The organism is Streptomyces sp. bgisy159, from assembly GCF_057707805.1.
On sequence record NZ_JBYIQX010000005.1, the window covers coordinates 140075 to 156659 of the forward strand.

Here is a 16585-nt window from a genome sequence, read left to right on the forward strand (position 1 = left end):
ACGGTCTGGCCTAAACCTCGACGGCGGCTGTCCACCGGCCCGCCGCGTACTGCTCGCGGCATGCGCCACGGGCCACCTTGCCGCTGGTGGTCTGCGGGACGGTGCCGGGCGGTACCAGCACGACCTCACGCACGGCTACGCCGTGCCGGGCGGCGACCGCGCTGCGGACGGCACGCGTCACCTCGTCCGCCGCGGCCCCGTCGACGGTACGGTCCCTGCCGTGCTCGGCCACCACGACCAGGTGTTCCCCCTCCGCCGAGGAGACGGCGAAGGCGGCGACGTGGTGGGGACGGACGGCCGGGTGCGCGCGCTCGACCGTCTCCTCGATGTCGTGCGGGTAGTGGTTGGTGCCGTCGATGATCACGAGGTCCTTCAGGCGGCCGGTGATGTACACCTGCTTGTCGTGCCACACGCCGAGGTCCCCGGTGCGCAGCCATCCGCCGCCTGCTGCCTCCCCCCGCAGCACCGCGCGGAACGTCGCGTCGGATTCCGCCTGACGGTTCCAGTAGCCGCGGCCGATGTTGGGGCCGCGGAGCCAGATCTCACCGATGTGACCGTCCTTCTGACGACGGCAGGACGCGGGATCGACGATGGCGAGCTCCTGACCCGTGGGACGCCCGCACGCCACGATGTCGACGGTCGCCTCCTCGTCCGCGGTGTCGGCCGCCCACGCGACTCCCCGGCCCAGGGCGTCACGGGCGAAGGACGTGACCGTCGGCTCCTCGCCGAGGGGGGAGGCGGAGACGAAGACGGTGGCCTCGGCCAGCCCGTAGGAGGGACGCATGGCGATGCGGCTCAGCCCGGTGCGGGACAGGGCGGCGTGGAAGCGCTCCACCGTGCCGGCCCCGACGGGCTCGCTGCCGTTGACCATGGCGGCGACCGAGGCGAGGGAGAGTTCGTCGATCTCCTGCTCGTCGAGACTCTGGACGCAGTAGTCGTAGGCGAAATTGGGAGCCGCCGTCAGCGCGCCGGGGTGCCGGGTCAGCAGGCGCAGCCACCGCGCCGGCTGCTGGATGAAGGCCAGGGGATCCATGAGGACGGAGGGCAGGTGACCGAGAAGAGGGAGGACGACGGCGAGGACCAGCCCCATGTCGTGGTAGAGCGGCAGCCATCCCACGGTGCAGTTGTTCCCTCGCCGGAGGTTGTACGCCTCCATGGCCTGGCGCGCGTTGGCACACACCTGGGCATGCTCGATCTCCACGCCGGACGGAATACGCGTGGAACCGGAGGTGTATTGCAGGTACGCCAGATCGGTCGGGTCGACGTCGAAAATGACTGTGGAATCATTTGCGGCGTTCCGTAGTTCCGCCTCCGTGACGATTCTGTGGGTGGCAGGAGTTCCATGGTGCTCGCAGAAATCCTCGAGTTCCTTGCGGTGTCCCTCGACGGTCAGCAGAAGAGCGGGATCCGCGTCCTTGAGCACCGCCGCGAGTTTTTCCGCGTGTCCCGGCAGGGACGGAGTGAACATCGGGACGGCTACTGTGCCCGAACACGCGGATGCGAGGAAGCCGACGATGTAATCGAGACTTTGCGGAGCAACGACCGCCACTCTGTCGCCCGCCGCGCAGAGTCGCCGAATCCCGGAGCCCGCGGTACGAACCCGCTGTTCGAGTGCCTGCCACGTCAGTGAAGTGGCCACTCCACTGAGGTCTTCCCGGTAGTCAACGAACGTAAAGGCCTTTTCGGCGGGTGTGAGAGCCGCGACGTGGGCGAGGTGATGGCTGAGTGTGTTCGGCGCCAGTGCTGGCACGTGCTCACCGCGCTTTCGTTGAGTAGGCGAGAACCATGCAGCCCGTGCACATGCCGGGCGGGTGACCGGGGCTGGAAAACGCCTCGCGCACTGAAGTCCGCCAGGCCACCGATACGGCATCAAAGCACGCTGGAGTTGCCGTCTGCCACTCTCGCGCCGACATTGGAGTGACACCCCTCGGCACTGTGAGAGGAGACCGTGAAACGACTACGCGTCCTCAGCATCGTGGCCACGGTGGGCCTGTCCACCTTTCTCATCGCCGTCGACAACAGCGTCGTATACGTGGCACTGCCCCGGATCGGCCGCGAACTCGCCCTGTCGGATGCCGCCCTGAAATGGGTCGCGGCCGCTTATCCACTCGCTCTGGCGAGCTTCCTGCTCATCGCCGGGCAGTTCACGGACACCGTGGGGCGGCGCCGCACGCTGCTGACCGGGGTGGCGTTCTTCACCGTGGCCTCCGTGCTGTGCGCGCTGTCGAGCACCGGTGCGTCATTGCTCGGCTCCCGTGCGCTTCAGGGTGTCGGGGCCGCGTTCGTGCTTCCGGCGTCCCTGGCCATCACGTCGCACGACCTTCCGCCCCGGGTGAGGACCGCCGCGTTCGGGGCGATGACCGCGGCGATGGCGTCGGCCCTGGCGTTCGGGCCGGTGGTCTCCGGTGTGGTGACGCAGCGCCTGGGCTGGCAGTGGCTCTTCGCGCTGAGCGTCCCTCTCGGTCTGTTCGCCTTCGCCATGGGCGCCGTGGTGCTGCCCCGGGCCGCCCACGGCGCCAGGGGAGCGCGCCCGAGGACACCGGCGGCCATGCCCCTGCACCTGAACGCACTCGCCTGCGTGTCCGTGGCCGCTTTCGCCTACGTCCTGATCCAGGGACCCGGCCACGGCTTCACCGAGACGTCGGTCCTGTTCTGCGCGGTCGCCGCCGGGTGCGGCTTCCTGGCCCTGTACTGCGTCAGGAAGCCGGGCCGGAGCCCGGCGCTGGCCGTGCTGCTGCGCAGGCGTGCCTTCACCGGCGGGCTGGTCACCCAGCTCCTGTGGGGACTGGGCGTGACGGGGGTGTACTTCTACACGTCGCAGTTCCTTCAGAACGGCCTGCGCCTCAGCCCGACCGAAGCGGGCCTGGCCTTCACCCCGGTCGTCTGCGCGCTCTTCGCGACGGTCCCCTTCGTCGGCGCTCTCGCCAGGCGGTTCGGGGACGCCAGGATCGCCGCCTCGGGTCTGTTCCTCGTCGCCGTGGGCCTGCTCCTCGTCGCGGTGGGCAGCACGAGCGGCCGTCTGGCCGGTCTGCTGCCGGGGCTGGCGAGTGTCGGTACGGGGTCCGCCTTGGCCCTGCCGCTGACCACACGCGCCATGCGGGCCTCGCCGGATCACCTGTCCGGCTTCGCCGCGGGCCTGTTCAGCGCGACGCGCGAGGTGTCCGGTGTGTTCGGCATCGTGATCGTGGGAGCCCTGGTCACCTTCGTCCAGGACGCTCGCCTGGCCGGCGGGGCGACGGCCGGTCAGTCGCTGTCGGCGGGCTACCGGGCCGGTCTGTGCCTGGCGGCCGTGCTGGTCGGTGCAGGGGTGCCGGTGGCCCGGTGGTCGCTGCGGGGCCCGCGCACCGCGCCCGCCCGTACGGCTTTCAGGCCCTGGCGTCCGCGCTGATGCCCCGTCCGGCCGAGGGCCCGTGCCCGGTCGGCTTCAGCCGAGGGCGAACCTGTGACGCAGGACGTCACACGCGCGGTTCGCTCCGTCCTCCGCCCTCAGAGCGCCGGCGATCCGCCGGGCCGACTCGCCGAAGGCAGTGTTCCCGGTGACCGCCGTCAGCTGTTCCGCCAGCGCGTCGGCGGTCAGATCCCGGGCGGGGAGCGGGGGCGGGCCCGCTCCCAGCGCGTGCACCCGCGAGGCCCAGTACGGCTGGTCGCCGAAGAAGGGACACACCACATTGGGCACACCCGCGCGCAGAGCCGCGCACGTGGTCCCCGCTCCTCCGTGGTGGACGACCGCGGCCATGCGCGGGAACAGCCAGCCGTGCGGCGCCTCCGCCAGGACCAGCATGTCGTCCTCACTCGTCGAGGGGTCACCGAGCAGCACCCCGCGCAGTCCCGCGCGTCTCAGGGCCGCGCGTACGGTGCGGTCGGTCCGGCGTGGATCGCCGGTGCGCATGCTGCCGAAGCCGACGTACACCGGCGGCGGCCCGGCGAGGAGGAACGCGGTCAGCCGCTGCGGCGGTCGCCAGTCAGGCTGAGGGAAGTCCCAGAACCCGGTGACGTGCACGTCGGGGCCCCAGTCGGAGGGGCGGGGGACGACGGTGGGGCTGAACGCGCACAGCACCGTGGACCGGCGCGTCGCGCGCATGGGGGACAGCCGGGGCAGTGGGGCCAGCCCGTGGTGCCGCACCCGCCAGCGGTTGACGTGACGGCGGGACAGGAGCCAGGTCCCGGCGTCGACGATGTCGTAGCTGACGCGGTTGCCGAACGGCCCCAGCCGACGCGCGGCCGGTACGAAGGGGTGGGGGAAGGCCCGGGTGGGCTGGCTCGGTTGGAAGTGGACGACGGCGTGGGGGACGCCCAGGCGCTGGTTCAGATGGACTCCGAACAGGCCGAAGGCCGGGGCCAGGACCAGGTCGGCTCCGGCGGCACACGCGAAGGCCTCGTCGAGGAGGTTCTCGATGTGGGGCCGCAGCACTCTGTTCATGGTGCGCACGAAGGCGACGGGACCTTGACGGCTTCCCAGGAGCTCCTGTCCGGTGGCGGAGCCGACGATGTCCGACGGGTCCGCCGCCACGGGGTGGAATCCGGCTCCGGTGCTCGTGATCAGTTGTTCGTAGCGTGTGCTGGCGAGGACACGTACGGCGTGTCCGTGTCGCATCAGGGACTGCGCCAGTGCCAGACAGGGCTGCACGTCTCCGCGCGACCCCGCGGCAAACAGCATGACCGTTCGCCCCATGTTCCTCGACCTTCCTGCGGCGGGCGTACCCGGGTGATTCCGGGTCAGCGTTCGAGCGTCCGGGTCACCTGGGGCCAGACGGCATGCAGTTCCTGCTGCCAGTAGGGCCAGGAATGGGTGCCGGGGCGGTACAGGTGCGTGGTGGTCCTGACGCCCTCCGACCTGAGAGCGGCGGCGAACTTCGAGATCTGCTCCGGAAGCGTCACCTCCCCCAGCGTGCTCGCGAGCAGCACGTCCAGTGCGCGGCCCCCGTCCGCGGGTCCGGGCGACCCGTCGCCCGCCGAGAGGTGTACATGCGTCCGGCGGTACGACGGGACCATCGAGGCGGGATTGTGCGCCCTCCAGACGTCGTGGTGCATGACGGGGTCGCCCCACACGTCCTTGATGTCGATGCCTTCCCTCTGGGACCCGAGATGGAGGGCGAGAAGCACGGAGGGCTCGAAGAGGTCCACGTAGGAACTCATCGCGGCCGCGTAGCGGAACATTCCCGGGTGGCGGCCCGCATAGACCAGGGCCCCGAAACCGCCCATGGAAATACCGATGACTGCGCGGGACGAACTCCCGCGATACGCCCGCTCGATCAGCGGCACGAGTTCCCGGATGTGAAACGTCTCCCAGCGCGGCTTCCCCGCGAACCAGTCGCTGTAGTACCCGTTCCTCCCGGCGTCGGGCATCACGATCAGCGCCTCGGAATTCCTCGTCAGGTCTTCGACGTCCGTCTCGCGCGTCCATGAGGTGTAGTCGTCGTCCCCGCCGTGGAGCAGGTACACCACGGGAAATCGCGCGTTTCTCTTGGACTTCCAGCTCTTCGGCAGGATGATCCGCACTGGAATGGTCGTCCGCATGGCGGGTGAGTAGACCTGGATGTCCTGGGTGCGGTCGTCGATGTCCCGGACCGCGGCGATGTGCGCGTGGTCGCCCGCCCGCCGTGGCGCACTGTCCCTCGCATGGGCGTGCGGCGGAGAGCCGGCCGTGAGGATGAGGGCAAGCAGGGAGAAAAGGACCAAGCTCGCTCGCATGCGGGCGGATGCGTGAAAGACGGGCCACGTGAAGAGGGGAGGCATGAGGGTGAGGACTCCTTGTGCGGAGGTTTTCGGGAGCGTGCGACACAGGGTCGGACTCGGCTGCCCACAATGTCGAAAAGGAATCGACGGCCACCCACGGGACACGCCGCACGGCGATATTCGCGCTTTTCGTATGAATGCTCTCTACCGGGATCGCGAAAGGCTCCCGTGCCGTCCAGCGGCGCGGGAGCCTGTGTGGTGGTACGCGGGCCGGCGCGGGCCCGCGGCTACTTACCTGCGGAATGCGCCAAGGCGCCGTTCGCCGATCCGTGCGCGGCCCTCCGGGTCGGTGACGCCCAGTCCCTCACCGGGCGCGAGACACAGGACCCCGACCTTGCCGATGTGCTCGTTGGTCTGCACGCTTCGCGCCGCGGCGCCCACCTCGTCGAGCACGTAGGTCCGGGAAAGCGCCGGAACCAGGTGTCCCAGTGCGATGAGCCGGTTGACCGCCCACTGTTCGTGGAAGTTGGCCCCGTGGCTGCCGATGATCCGCTTCAGCCGCATCCACAAGTACCTGTTGTCGTACAGGTGCTCGTAACCCGTACTGGAGCCGCACGTGATGACCGTGCCTCCACGCCGCGCGAGGAAGACGGAAGCGGCGAACGTCCTCCTGCCGACGTGCTCGAACACGATGTGGGGGTCCTCGCCCACGGCGGCGCGAATGGCCTTCCCCATCTTCTTCCAGCCCTCGGGCCGCTGAAGGAGAGTGGGGTCACCCGCCTCGATCTCGGAGCGGTTGATGACGGCTCTGCAGCCCAGGGCCGTGAGCACTTCGGCCTTCTCCGCAGAGTTCACCACACCCACCGGGATACCGCCGCCGTTGAGGACGAGTTGCACCGCGTAGGCGCCCAGGCCGCCGGTCGCTCCCCATACGAGCACGACGTCCCCCTGCTTCATCTGCGCACCGCGCTCACTGACGAGCATGCGGTAGGCCGTGCTCGCACACAGGGGATTGACGGCGGCTTCCTCCCAGCTCAGCACGGCCGGCTTGGGCATGAGCTGACTGGCCCGGACCACCGCGTAGTGGGCGAGCCCGCCGAAGTTCGTCTCGAATCCCCAGGCCTTCTGCCCCTCACCGAGCATCCCGTCCCGATGGGTGTCGTGGTCCTGCTCGTCGACGTAGGCGGGCGAGACGACGACGTGGTCGCCGGCCTTCCACTTGCGAACGGACGATCCGGTGCGCACGATGACGCCAGACGCGTCGGAGCCCACGATGTGGTACGGGAGATCGTGACGTGCCTCCCAGCCGCCGTTCCTCGCCATCTGCTTGAGGAACTGGAAGGTGGGGACCGGCTCGAACATCGCGGTCCACACGGTGTTGTAGTTGATGGAACTCGCCATGACCGCGATCAGCGCCTCGTCGGGCGCCAGTTCGGGCATGGGCACGTCGTCGACGGACAGGGACTTGCGTACGTCCTTGTCATCCATGGAACGGAACACGTCCACGTCCTCTGCCCGGACCGTCGTGGCGCGGAAGTAGTCCGGCAGGGGCAGTGATTCCAGGTCCGCGGCCCCGGCACCGGCGACAACTGCTTCGGACAGAGGTGACTGCATCGAGGAACTCCCTTGATCACGCCGTCGCACCCGGCCGACGGCCGCACGTACGATCCGTTTGCGGACCTCTCCCTCAGCAAGCCCCTGATGTGCCGCTCACGCAACCGCAGGAGCACGGCCGTTGCGCCGATCGCCGCACGAAAGAAGATCAACCCCGGACCGTGCAACCCTCCCGGCACCTCGCGGGTCGTACGCGTACGGCGGCGCCTCGCCGGTGCGCGCGACGAGCCGCGCGCCGGCGCGCGGCTCCTTGAGCCGCTCGGGCGGCACCAGCGTGAGACCGGGGAAGTGGCCCGCCAGCAGCTGCTCCGCCGCCGGATCGGCGTCCCGTACCCCGGCTGCGGCCGTCGCGCCCTCCGCCGCCAGCTCCGCCGACAGCCCTTCGAGCACCTAAGGAGGGCACCCCGGCCCGGGAGGCGGGTCCACCATGCGCGGCCCGTCGGGGATCTGCGTAACCGGCGTCGCACCCCAGCACCCCGTTGCCGTGCCCGAGTTCGGCCAGGGCGCCGGAGAGGTGCCGGTTCAGGATTCCGTTCCTCGTCACAGCGCGGCGACCTCCGTCGCGGTCGGGAAGGACACCTGCGCCCCTTCCTTCGTGACCGTGGCCGCACCCACCCGGGCCGCGTACGCCGCCGCCTCGGCGAGCGGCTCGCCCGTGCCCAGCCGCCAGGCCAGCGCCGCGGTGAACGCGTCCCCCGCACCGGTGGTGTCCACGGCGTGCACCGTGACGGAGGGAACCCGGGCGATACCGTCCGCGGAGGCCACCAGCGCGCCCTCGCCGCCCAGCGTCACCACCACCGAACGCGGGCCCTTCGCCAGCAGCAGCCGCGCCCACGCCGCCGGATCGTCGCTCACCCCGGCGGCGTCGCCCAGGACGACCTTCGCCTCGTGCTCGTTGACGATCAGCGGATCGCAGGCCGTCAGCACCTCCGCCGGGAGCGGACGCGGCGGGGACGGGTTCAGCACGAACCGGCTGCCCGGCGCCAGGTTCCGCACCACCTCCACCACCGTCTCGAGCGGGATCTCCAGCTGTGTGGACACAACCCGGGAGGCGCTGAAGAGGCTCGCGGCCGTCCGCACGTCCTGAGGCGTGAGCCGGCCGTTGGCGCCCGGGGAGACGACGATGCTGTTGTCCCCCGACGGGTCCACCGTGATCAGCGCGACCCCGGTCGGCGCCGCGCTCACCAGTACGCCCACCGTGTCCACTCCGGCCGCCCGCTGCGAGTCCAGCAGCAGCCGCCCGTAGGCGTCGTCGCCGACCCGGGCCAGCAGGGCCGTACGGGCGCCGAGGCGGGCCGCCGCGACGGCCTGGTTGGCGCCCTTGCCGCCCGGGTGGACGGCCAGGTCCGAGCCGAGCACCGTCTCCCCGGCCGCCGGCCTGCGCTCGACACCGATCACCAGGTCGGCGTTGGCCGACCCCACGACCAGCAGGTCGTAGTCGTACATCACCATCGTGAACGCACTCCCCAATCACCCGCGCCGGGCGGGCGGTCGCCCCGGCGCCGACCGGCCGCGACCGCCCGCCCGCTGCTCATCGGCGTCGCGCCGTCCCGTTCCGCCCAACCGGGCGGCTCCCCGCGGCGCGTCGTCCACGGCGATCGTGCCAGGCTCTGGCGGCTGCCGTGCCACCGACGCGTACCGCGTGCCCTGTCCGACGGAACGGGGTGGCACGCCGCCCGGCGCGGGTTCCGGTGGACCCGGCCCTGCGCCGGGGCAGCCGGGAGGCGGGCCGCCGGAGCCCGGGCCGCTGAAGCGCCCTGCCGCTGTGCGGACTTGAGGAGTGGCAACTGTCAGTGCACGACGCGGGCCAGGCCGGCGGCCAGGCTGTCTGCCCGGGTCATGCCCTCTGATCCCCCGTCACGGGCAGGCACTCGGCGAGCAGGTCGACGACGTCGCGCCAGGCTCGCCGCGCGTGCTGGGGGTGGTAGCCGACGCCGGGGACCGTGGGGTGGTCGACCGGCGGGTGGTGGAAGGCGTGCAAGGCGCCGCCGTAGACCACGAGGCGCCAGTCGACGCCCGCGGCCTGCATCTCGGCGGTGAACGCGTTCCGTTGTGCGGGCGGCATGATCGGGTCTTCCGATCCGACCCCGGCCCACACCGGGCAGCGAATGCGCGCTGCCTCGCCCGGTCGGCCCGTGGTGGTCGCGTTGACCGTGCCGATCGCCCGCAGGTCGACGCCGTCGCGCCCGAGTTCCAGCGCGATGGCACCCCCGGTGCCGTAGCCGATGGCGGCGATCCGGTCGGGGTCGGTCCGGGGCTCGCTGCGCAACTCGTCGAGTGCCGCGTGGCCGATGTGCCGCATCCGGTCGGGATCGGCGAGCAGCGGCAGGCAACGGGCCAGCATCTCCTCGGGGTCGCCCACATAGCGCCCGCCGTGCAGGTCGAAGGCCAGCGTCACGTATCCCAGCTCGGCGAGAGCGTCGGCCCGGCGGCGCTCGACATCGCTGAGCCCCATGCCCTCCGGTCCGAGCAACACCGCGGGCCGGCGGTCGGTACCGGCTGGAAGCGCCAGGTGCCCGATCATCGTCAGACCGTCCGCCGGGTACTCGACCGTACGCGTCGTGATCGCTGTCATGGGACTGGACGGTAGTGGCCGTCGAGCCCGGCCCGGCCGGTGTTCTGCCGCCGGCAGAACAGCGTACGTCGGCTCCTTCCCGGCCGAGGACTTCGCCGAGGTCGTCGACCATGTGAGGGCGCAGGCGGGCTGAACTGTCGGTGCCGGGCGGTACCGTCGGATCATGGCTCAGGAAACGGGGAGCGGGGAGCGGCGACTCGCCGTGCTGGAAGGCGTCCTGGAGCGCATCACCTACGCCAACGAGGACAACGGCTACACGGTCGCCCGCGTCGACACCGGCCGGGGCGCCGGCGACCTGCTCACGGTCGTCGGCGCGCTGCTCGGCGCCCAGGTCGGGGAGTCGCTGCGGATGGAGGGCCGCTGGGGCTCCCACCCGCAGTACGGCAAGCAGTTCCTCGTGGAGAACTACACCACCGTGCTGCCCGCCACCGTCCAGGGCATCCGCCGCTATCTGGGCTCGGGCCTGGTCAAGGGCATCGGCCCGGTCTTCGCCGACCGCATCACCCGGCACTTCGGCACCGACACCCTCACGATCATCGAGGAGGAGCCCAAGCGGCTGATCGAGGTCCCCGGCCTCGGCCCCAAGCGCACGAAGAAGATCGCCGACGCCTGGGAGGAACAGAAGGCGATCAAGGAGGTCATGCTCTTCCTCCAGACGGTGGAGGTCTCCACCTCCATCGCCGTGCGCATCTACAAGAAGTACGGCGACGCCTCGATCTCCGTGGTGAAGAACCAGCCGTACCGGCTGGCCTCCGACGTCTGGGGCATCGGGTTCCTCACCGCCGACAGGATCGCCCGGTCCGTCGGCATCCCGCACGACAGCCCGGAGCGCGTCAAGGCGGGCCTTCAGTACGCGCTGTCCCAGTCCGCCGACCAGGGGCACTGCTATCTGCCCGAGGAGCGGCTGATCGCCGACGCGGTGAAGCTGCTGGGCGTGGACACCGGGCTGGTCATCGAGTGCCTCGCCGAGCTGGCCGAGGTCCCGCAGGACGGCGAGGACCCGGGCGTCGTACGGGAGAAGGTGCCCGGCCCGGACGGCGACTCGGAGCCGGTCACGGCGGTCTACCTGGTCCCCTTCCACCGCGCCGAACTCTCCCTCGCCGCCCAGCTGCTGCGCCTGCTGCGCACCGAGCAGGACCGGATGCCGGGCTTCAGGGACGTGGCCTGGGACAAGGCGCTGGCCTGGCTGCGCACCCGGACCGGCGCCGACCTCGCCCCCGAGCAGGAGGCGGCCGTGAGACTGGCGCTGAGCGAGAAGGTCGCGGTGCTCACGGGCGGCCCCGGCTGCGGCAAGTCGTTCACCGTGCGCTCGATCGTGGAGCTGGCCCGGGCGAAGAAGGCCAAGGTGGTGCTGGCCGCGCCCACCGGCCGTGCCGCCAAGCGGCTGGCCGAGCTGACCGGCGCCGAGGCGTCCACGGTGCACCGCCTGCTGGAGCTGAAGCCGGGCGGCGACGCGGCGTACGACCGGGACCGGCCGCTGGACGCCGACCTGGTGGTGGTCGACGAGGCGTCCATGCTGGACCTGCTGCTGGCGAACAAGCTGGTCAAGGCGGTTCCGCCGGGCGCCCACCTGCTGTTCGTCGGAGACGTCGACCAGTTGCCCAGCGTCGGCGCGGGGGAGGTCCTGCGGGACCTGCTCGCCGACGGCGGCCCGATCCCCGCCGTGCGTCTGACGCGCGTGTTCCGCCAGGCGCAGCAGTCCGGCGTGGTCACCAACGCGCACCGGATCAACGCCGGGCAGCACCCGGTGACCGACGGCATGAAGGACTTCTTCCTCTTCGTCGAGGACGACACCGAGGAGGCCGGCCGGCTCACCGTCGACGTGGCCGCCCGGCGCGTTCCGGCCAGGTTCGGCCTGGACCCGCGCCGGGACGTGCAGGTGCTCGCGCCGATGCACCGCGGCCCGGCCGGCGCCGGCACGCTCAACGGGCTGCTGCAGCAGGCCATCACCCCGGGCCGCCCCGATCTGCCCGAGAAGCGGTTCGGCGGCCGGGTCTTCCGCGTCGGCGACAAGGTCACCCAGATCCGCAACAATTACGAGAAGGGGAAGAACGGCGTCTTCAACGGGACCGTGGGCGTGGTCACCTCCCTCGACCCGGTCGACCAGCGGCTCACGGTGCTGACGGACGAGGACGAGGAGGTGGCGTACGAGTTCGACGAGCTGGACGAGCTGGCGCACGCCTACGCGGTCACCATCCACCGCTCGCAGGGAAGCGAGTATCCCGCGGTCGTCATCCCCGTCACCACCGGCGCGTGGATGATGCTCCAGCGGAATCTGCTGTACACGGCGGTGACCCGCGCCAAGTCGCTGGTCGTCCTCGTGGGTTCCCGCAAGGCGATCGGCCAGGCGGTCCGCTCGGTCTCGGCGGGCCGGCGCTGCACGGCACTGGACTTCCGCCTCGGCGGCCGCGGGTCGTGAGACGGCGCGGATCGTGAGACAGTGCAAAAAAATGATCGATCAAACGAGTCGTGAAGGTCACAGACCACTTCCGGAACCGGGTCGAAGGCGGCAGGATGAGCAAGTTGGCGGCACTGAGTGCCGCCGGTAAGCCCAATGGTCGACCCCGAGTGCACTCTCCTGCGCCAAATGGGGGATGGTAGAGACAGTCAGGGCAACCTCGAAGATGAGGCACAACGTCGGTGAGGGAAGACGTGAGCGACAACTCTGTAGTACTGCGGTACGGCGACGGCGAGTACACCTACCCGGTGATCGACAGCACCGTCGGTGACAAGGGCTTCGACATCGGGAAGCTCCGCGCCCAGACCGGTCTGGTGACCCTGGACAGCGGATACGGCAACACGGCCGCCTATAAATCGGCGATCACCTACCTCGACGGTGAGGCGGGCATCCTCCGCTACCGCGGCTACCCGATCGAGCAGCTGGCCGAGCGCTCCACCTTCCTGGAGGTCGCCTACCTGCTGATCAACGGCGAGCTGCCGACGGTCGACCAGCTCTCCTCCTTCAAGAACGACATCACGCAGCACACCCTGCTGCACGAGGACGTCAAGAACTTCTACAAGGGCTTCCCGCGCGACGCCCACCCGATGGCCATGCTGTCCTCGGTCGTCTCCGCGCTGTCCACGTTCTACCAGGACAGCCACAACCCGTTCGACGAGACGCAGCGCAACCTCTCCACGATCCGGCTGCTCGCCAAGCTCCCCACGATCGCGGCGTACGCCTACAAGAAGTCGATCGGCCACCCGTTCGTCTACCCGCGCAACGACCTCGGGTACGTCGAGAACTTCCTGCGCATGACCTTCTCGGTCCCGGCCCAGGAGTACGACCTCGACCCGATCGTCGTCGCGGCGCTGGACAAGCTGCTCATCCTGCACGCCGACCACGAGCAGAACTGCTCCACCTCGACCGTCCGCCTGGTGGGTTCCTCCCAGGCGAACATGTTCGCGTCGATCTCGGCCGGCATCAACGCGCTCTGGGGTCCGCTGCACGGCGGTGCCAACCAGTCGGTGCTGGAGATGCTGGAGGGCATCCGCGACTCCGGCGGCGACGTCGACACCTTCATCCGCAAGGTGAAGAACAAGGAGGACGGCGTCCGGCTGATGGGCTTCGGCCACCGGGTCTACAAGAACTTCGACCCGCGCGCGAAGATCATCAAGGCGGCGGCGCACGACGTCCTCTCCGCGCTCGGCAAGTCCGACGAGCTGCTGGACATCGCGCTGAAGCTGGAGGAGCACGCGCTCTCCGACGACTACTTCGTCTCGCGCAGCCTCTACCCGAACGTGGACTTCTACACCGGTCTGATCTACCGGGCCATGGGCTTCCCGACCGAGATGTTCACGGTGCTGTTCGCGCTCGGCCGCCTGCCGGGCTGGATCGCCCAGTGGCACGAGATGATCAAGGAGCCGGGTTCCCGCATCGGCCGCCCGCGCCAGATCTACACGGGCGTCGTCGAGCGCGACTTCATCCCGGTCGAGCAGCGCTGACCCCGAAGCCCCGCGCACGTAACAGAAGGCGCCCTGACGCCGGTCCCCCCACGGGCCGACGACCAGGGCGCCTTCCCATGTCCCGGTGCGGATTCCCCCCACGGGATCCGGCCGGGCGTCTGTGAGGACACAGCGCCTGAATCGCTGGTGAGCACAACGAGCAAAACTCGCCGTACTGCTGGGATCGTGCGTGATGTGCATCTGCCGGGACAGCGCACGCCGGGAGGGCCGCTCAAAGCTTCCCGGTGTGCGTGCCCCGGCAACGCATCTCTGGAGCAGTCCCCCAAGACAACTCCAGACGTCAGTCGGCGCCCCCCAAGACGCTTTCTGACATCGCCAACTTAGACCGTCGAACCCCTTCGATGGTTACGTTCGCGTCACTGTGATCTGTGTCTCTTGCATATGTCCGTTAGATGCGCAAGGGCCCTGTTACGGCGAACAGGAACCAAGCGTAAGGAAGATGCGCGAGGCTTGTGAAGAGCTTATGTGAGGTTCGCGCCCTCGCGAAAGGCCCGCAACCGCAGGCTGTTGCTGACCACGAACACCGACGAGAAGGCCATCGCCGCTCCCGCGATCATGGGATTGAGCAGACCCGCCGCCGCGAGCGGCAACGCGGCCACGTTGTATCCGAAGGCCCAGACGAGGTTTCCCTTGATCGTCGCGAGCGTCCGCCGCGACAGCCGGATGGCGTCGGCGGCGACCCGCAGGTCCCCGCGCACCAGCGTCAGATCGCCGGCCTCGATCGCCGCGTCGGTCCCGGTGCCCATCGCCAGCCCCAGGTCGGCGGTGGCGAGCGCGGCGGCGTCGTTCACCCCGTCCCCGACCATCGCCACCACCCGGCCCTCGTCCCGCAGCCGCCGCACGACGGCCACCTTGTCCTCGGGGAGCACCTCCGCGACCACGTCGCCGGGGTCGATGCCGACCTGCCGGGCCACGGCCTCGGCGACCGTCCGGTTGTCCCCGGTCAGCAGCATCGGCGTCAGCCCCAGCGCGCGCAGCTCGCGCACCGCCTCGGCGCTGGTCTCCTTCACCGCGTCGGCGACCGCCAGCACCCCGCGCGCGACCCCGTCCCAGCCCGCCACGACGGCCGTACGGCCCTCGCGCTCGGCCGCCTCGCGCGCGCGGGCCAGCTCCGGAGGCAGTACGTCGTACAGCCGCCCCACGGCCACCTCGCGCCCCTCCACGCGCCCCCGCACGCCCCGGCCGGGCACGTTCTCGAAGAGCTCCACGGCGGGCAGCTCACCGGCGCGCTCCTCGGCGCCGGCCGCGACCGCCTGGGCCACGGGGTGCTCGGAGGCGTGCTCCAGGGCGCCCGCGAGGCGCAGCAGCTCCTTCTCGTCGGTGCCCTCGGCGGCGTACACCTCCTGAAGGGTCATCCGCCCGGTGGTCACCGTGCCGGTCTTGTCCAGGAGGACGGTGTCGACGCGGCGGGTGGACTCCAGCACCTCCGGGCCCTTGATGAGGATGCCGAGCTGCGCGCCGCGCCCGGTGCCGACCATCAGCGCGGTCGGGGTGGCCAGCCCCAGCGCGCACGGGCACGCGATGATCAGTACGGCGACGGCGGCGGTGAACGCGGCGACGGTGTCCCCGGTGACGCCCAGCCAGGCCCCGAAGGTGACGACCGCGATCACCAGCACCACCGGCACGAAGACCCCGGCGACCCGGTCGGCCAGCCGCTGCACCTCGGCCTTGCCGTTCTGCGCCTCCTCCACCAGCCGGGCCATCCGCGCCAGCCGGGTGTCGGCGCCGACCCGGCCGGCCTCCACGACCAGCCGTCCGCCGGCGTTGACGGTGGCCCCGGTGACGGTGTCGCCCACGGTCACGTCCACCGGCACGGACTCCCCGGTCAGCATGGACGCGTCGACCGCCGAGGAGCCCTCGACGACCGTGCCGTCGGTGGCGATCTTCTCGCCGGGCCGGACCACGAACCGGTCCCCGACCGCCAGCCGGTCCACGGGGATCCGCACCTCGCGCCCGTCCCGCAGGACGGCGACGTCCTTGGCGCCGAGGTCCATCAGCGCCCGCAGCGCCGCCCCGGCGCGCCGCTTGGAGCGGGCCTCCAGGTAGCGGCCGAGCAGGATGAAGGCGGTCACCCCGGCGGCGACCTCCAGGTAGATCGTCGAGGCGCCGTCCGCGCGGGAGACGGTCAGCTCGAAGGGGTGGCGCATCCCGGGCATGCCCGCGTCGCCGAGGAACAGCGCCCACAGGGACCAGGTGAACGCGGCGAGCGTGCCGACCGAGACCAGGGTGTCCATGGTCGAGGAGCCGTGCCGCAGGTTCGTCCACGCGGCCTTGTGGAAGCCCCAGCCGCCCCAGACCACCACGGGCGCGGCCAGGGTCAGCGACAGCCACTGCCAGTTGTCGAACTGCAGGGCCGGCACCATCGCGAGCAGCACCACCGGCGCGGCCAGCGCGAGGGTGACCAGCAGCCGGTGGCGCAGGGCGGCGAGCTCCGGGTCACCGCCGTCGGCCGGCGCCGCCTCGACGGCCTCCTCACGTACCGGTTCCTCCGCGGTGTAGCCGGTCCTCACCACGGTCGCGATCAGGTCGGCCACCCCGACGCCCTCGGGGTAGGCCACCTTCGCCTTCTCCGTCGCGTAGTTGACGGTGGCGGTGACGCCGTCCATGCGGTTGAGCTTCTTCTCGATCCGGGCGGCGCAGGAGGCACAGGTCATGCCGCCGATGAGCAGCTCGACCTCGTGGGCGGGCGCGTCCTCACCGGCTATCGGCGCGGTGCTGCTGGTCATGTCCGTACTCCAGGGAGCGGAACGGGCCGTA

The 16585-nt window shown here is 70.7% G+C and carries 10 protein-coding genes and 1 pseudogene; 3 read left to right on the top strand and 8 right to left on the bottom strand.

Annotated features, from left to right (window positions below; genetic code table 11):
* Window positions 1-10: 10 nt before the first annotated feature.
* Window positions 11-1750 carry a fatty acyl-AMP ligase gene (locus tag AC3ET3_RS07635; RefSeq protein WP_432133128.1) on the bottom strand — a complete coding sequence of 580 codons (1740 nt, stop codon included), beginning with the start codon at window positions 1748-1750 and terminating at the stop codon, window positions 11-13.
* Window positions 1751-1948: 198 nt separating this feature from the next.
* Here AC3ET3_RS07635 and AC3ET3_RS07640 point away from each other — a divergent pair, with 198 nt between their 5' ends.
* Window positions 1949-3388, top strand: coding sequence for an MFS transporter (locus AC3ET3_RS07640; protein ID WP_432156650.1), 1440 nt, complete (start codon window positions 1949-1951; stop codon window positions 3386-3388).
* A 36-nt stretch (window positions 3389-3424) separates the two neighbouring features.
* Here AC3ET3_RS07640 and AC3ET3_RS07645 read toward each other — a convergent pair whose 3' ends face one another.
* The 6 genes and pseudogenes from AC3ET3_RS07645 to AC3ET3_RS07670 all read right to left on the bottom strand — a co-directional run bounded on the left by AC3ET3_RS07645 (window position 3425) and on the right by AC3ET3_RS07670 (window position 9865).
* A complete protein-coding gene (locus tag AC3ET3_RS07645) occupies window positions 3425-4672 on the bottom strand; it encodes a glycosyltransferase (RefSeq protein WP_432133126.1) in 1248 nt (415 codons plus the stop codon).
* Between the two features lie 44 nt (window positions 4673-4716).
* Window positions 4717-5691 (bottom strand): alpha/beta hydrolase, encoded by a 975-nt coding sequence (locus tag AC3ET3_RS07650; RefSeq protein ID WP_488191823.1) that lies wholly within the window; start codon window positions 5689-5691, stop codon window positions 4717-4719.
* A gap of 276 nt (window positions 5692-5967) precedes the next feature.
* Window positions 5968-7290 carry a crotonyl-CoA carboxylase/reductase gene (gene ccrA, locus AC3ET3_RS07655; protein WP_432156648.1) on the bottom strand — a complete coding sequence of 441 codons (1323 nt, stop codon included), beginning with the start codon at window positions 7288-7290 and terminating at the stop codon, window positions 5968-5970.
* 192 nt (window positions 7291-7482) lie between these two features.
* Window positions 7483-7834: pseudogene (locus AC3ET3_RS07660) on the bottom strand (RbsD/FucU domain-containing protein); the annotation flags it as partial.
* Window positions 7831-8736, bottom strand: coding sequence for a ribokinase (locus AC3ET3_RS07665; RefSeq protein WP_432156690.1), 906 nt, complete (start codon window positions 8734-8736; stop codon window positions 7831-7833). The gene AC3ET3_RS07665 and the pseudogene AC3ET3_RS07660, both read right to left, overlap by 4 nt.
* 391 nt (window positions 8737-9127) lie before the next feature.
* On the bottom strand, window positions 9128-9865 hold the full coding sequence (locus AC3ET3_RS07670; RefSeq protein WP_432156647.1) for a dienelactone hydrolase family protein: 738 nt from the start codon (window positions 9863-9865) through the stop codon (window positions 9128-9130).
* Between the two features lie 163 nt (window positions 9866-10028).
* Between AC3ET3_RS07670 and recD2 the strand changes: the two genes are divergently transcribed.
* Entirely contained in the window at window positions 10029-12284 is a 2256-nt protein-coding gene (gene recD2, locus AC3ET3_RS07675; RefSeq protein ID WP_432133121.1) for an SF1B family DNA helicase RecD2, read from the top strand.
* 233 nt (window positions 12285-12517) lie between these two features.
* Entirely contained in the window at window positions 12518-13807 is a 1290-nt protein-coding gene (locus AC3ET3_RS07680) for a citrate synthase (RefSeq protein ID WP_432133120.1), read from the top strand.
* A gap of 482 nt (window positions 13808-14289) precedes the next feature.
* On the opposite strand, the gene AC3ET3_RS07685 is transcribed toward AC3ET3_RS07680, so the two are convergent.
* Window positions 14290-16554, bottom strand: coding sequence for a heavy metal translocating P-type ATPase (locus tag AC3ET3_RS07685; RefSeq protein ID WP_435611866.1), 2265 nt, complete (start codon window positions 16552-16554; stop codon window positions 14290-14292).
* Between the last annotated feature and the right edge of the window lie 31 nt (window positions 16555-16585).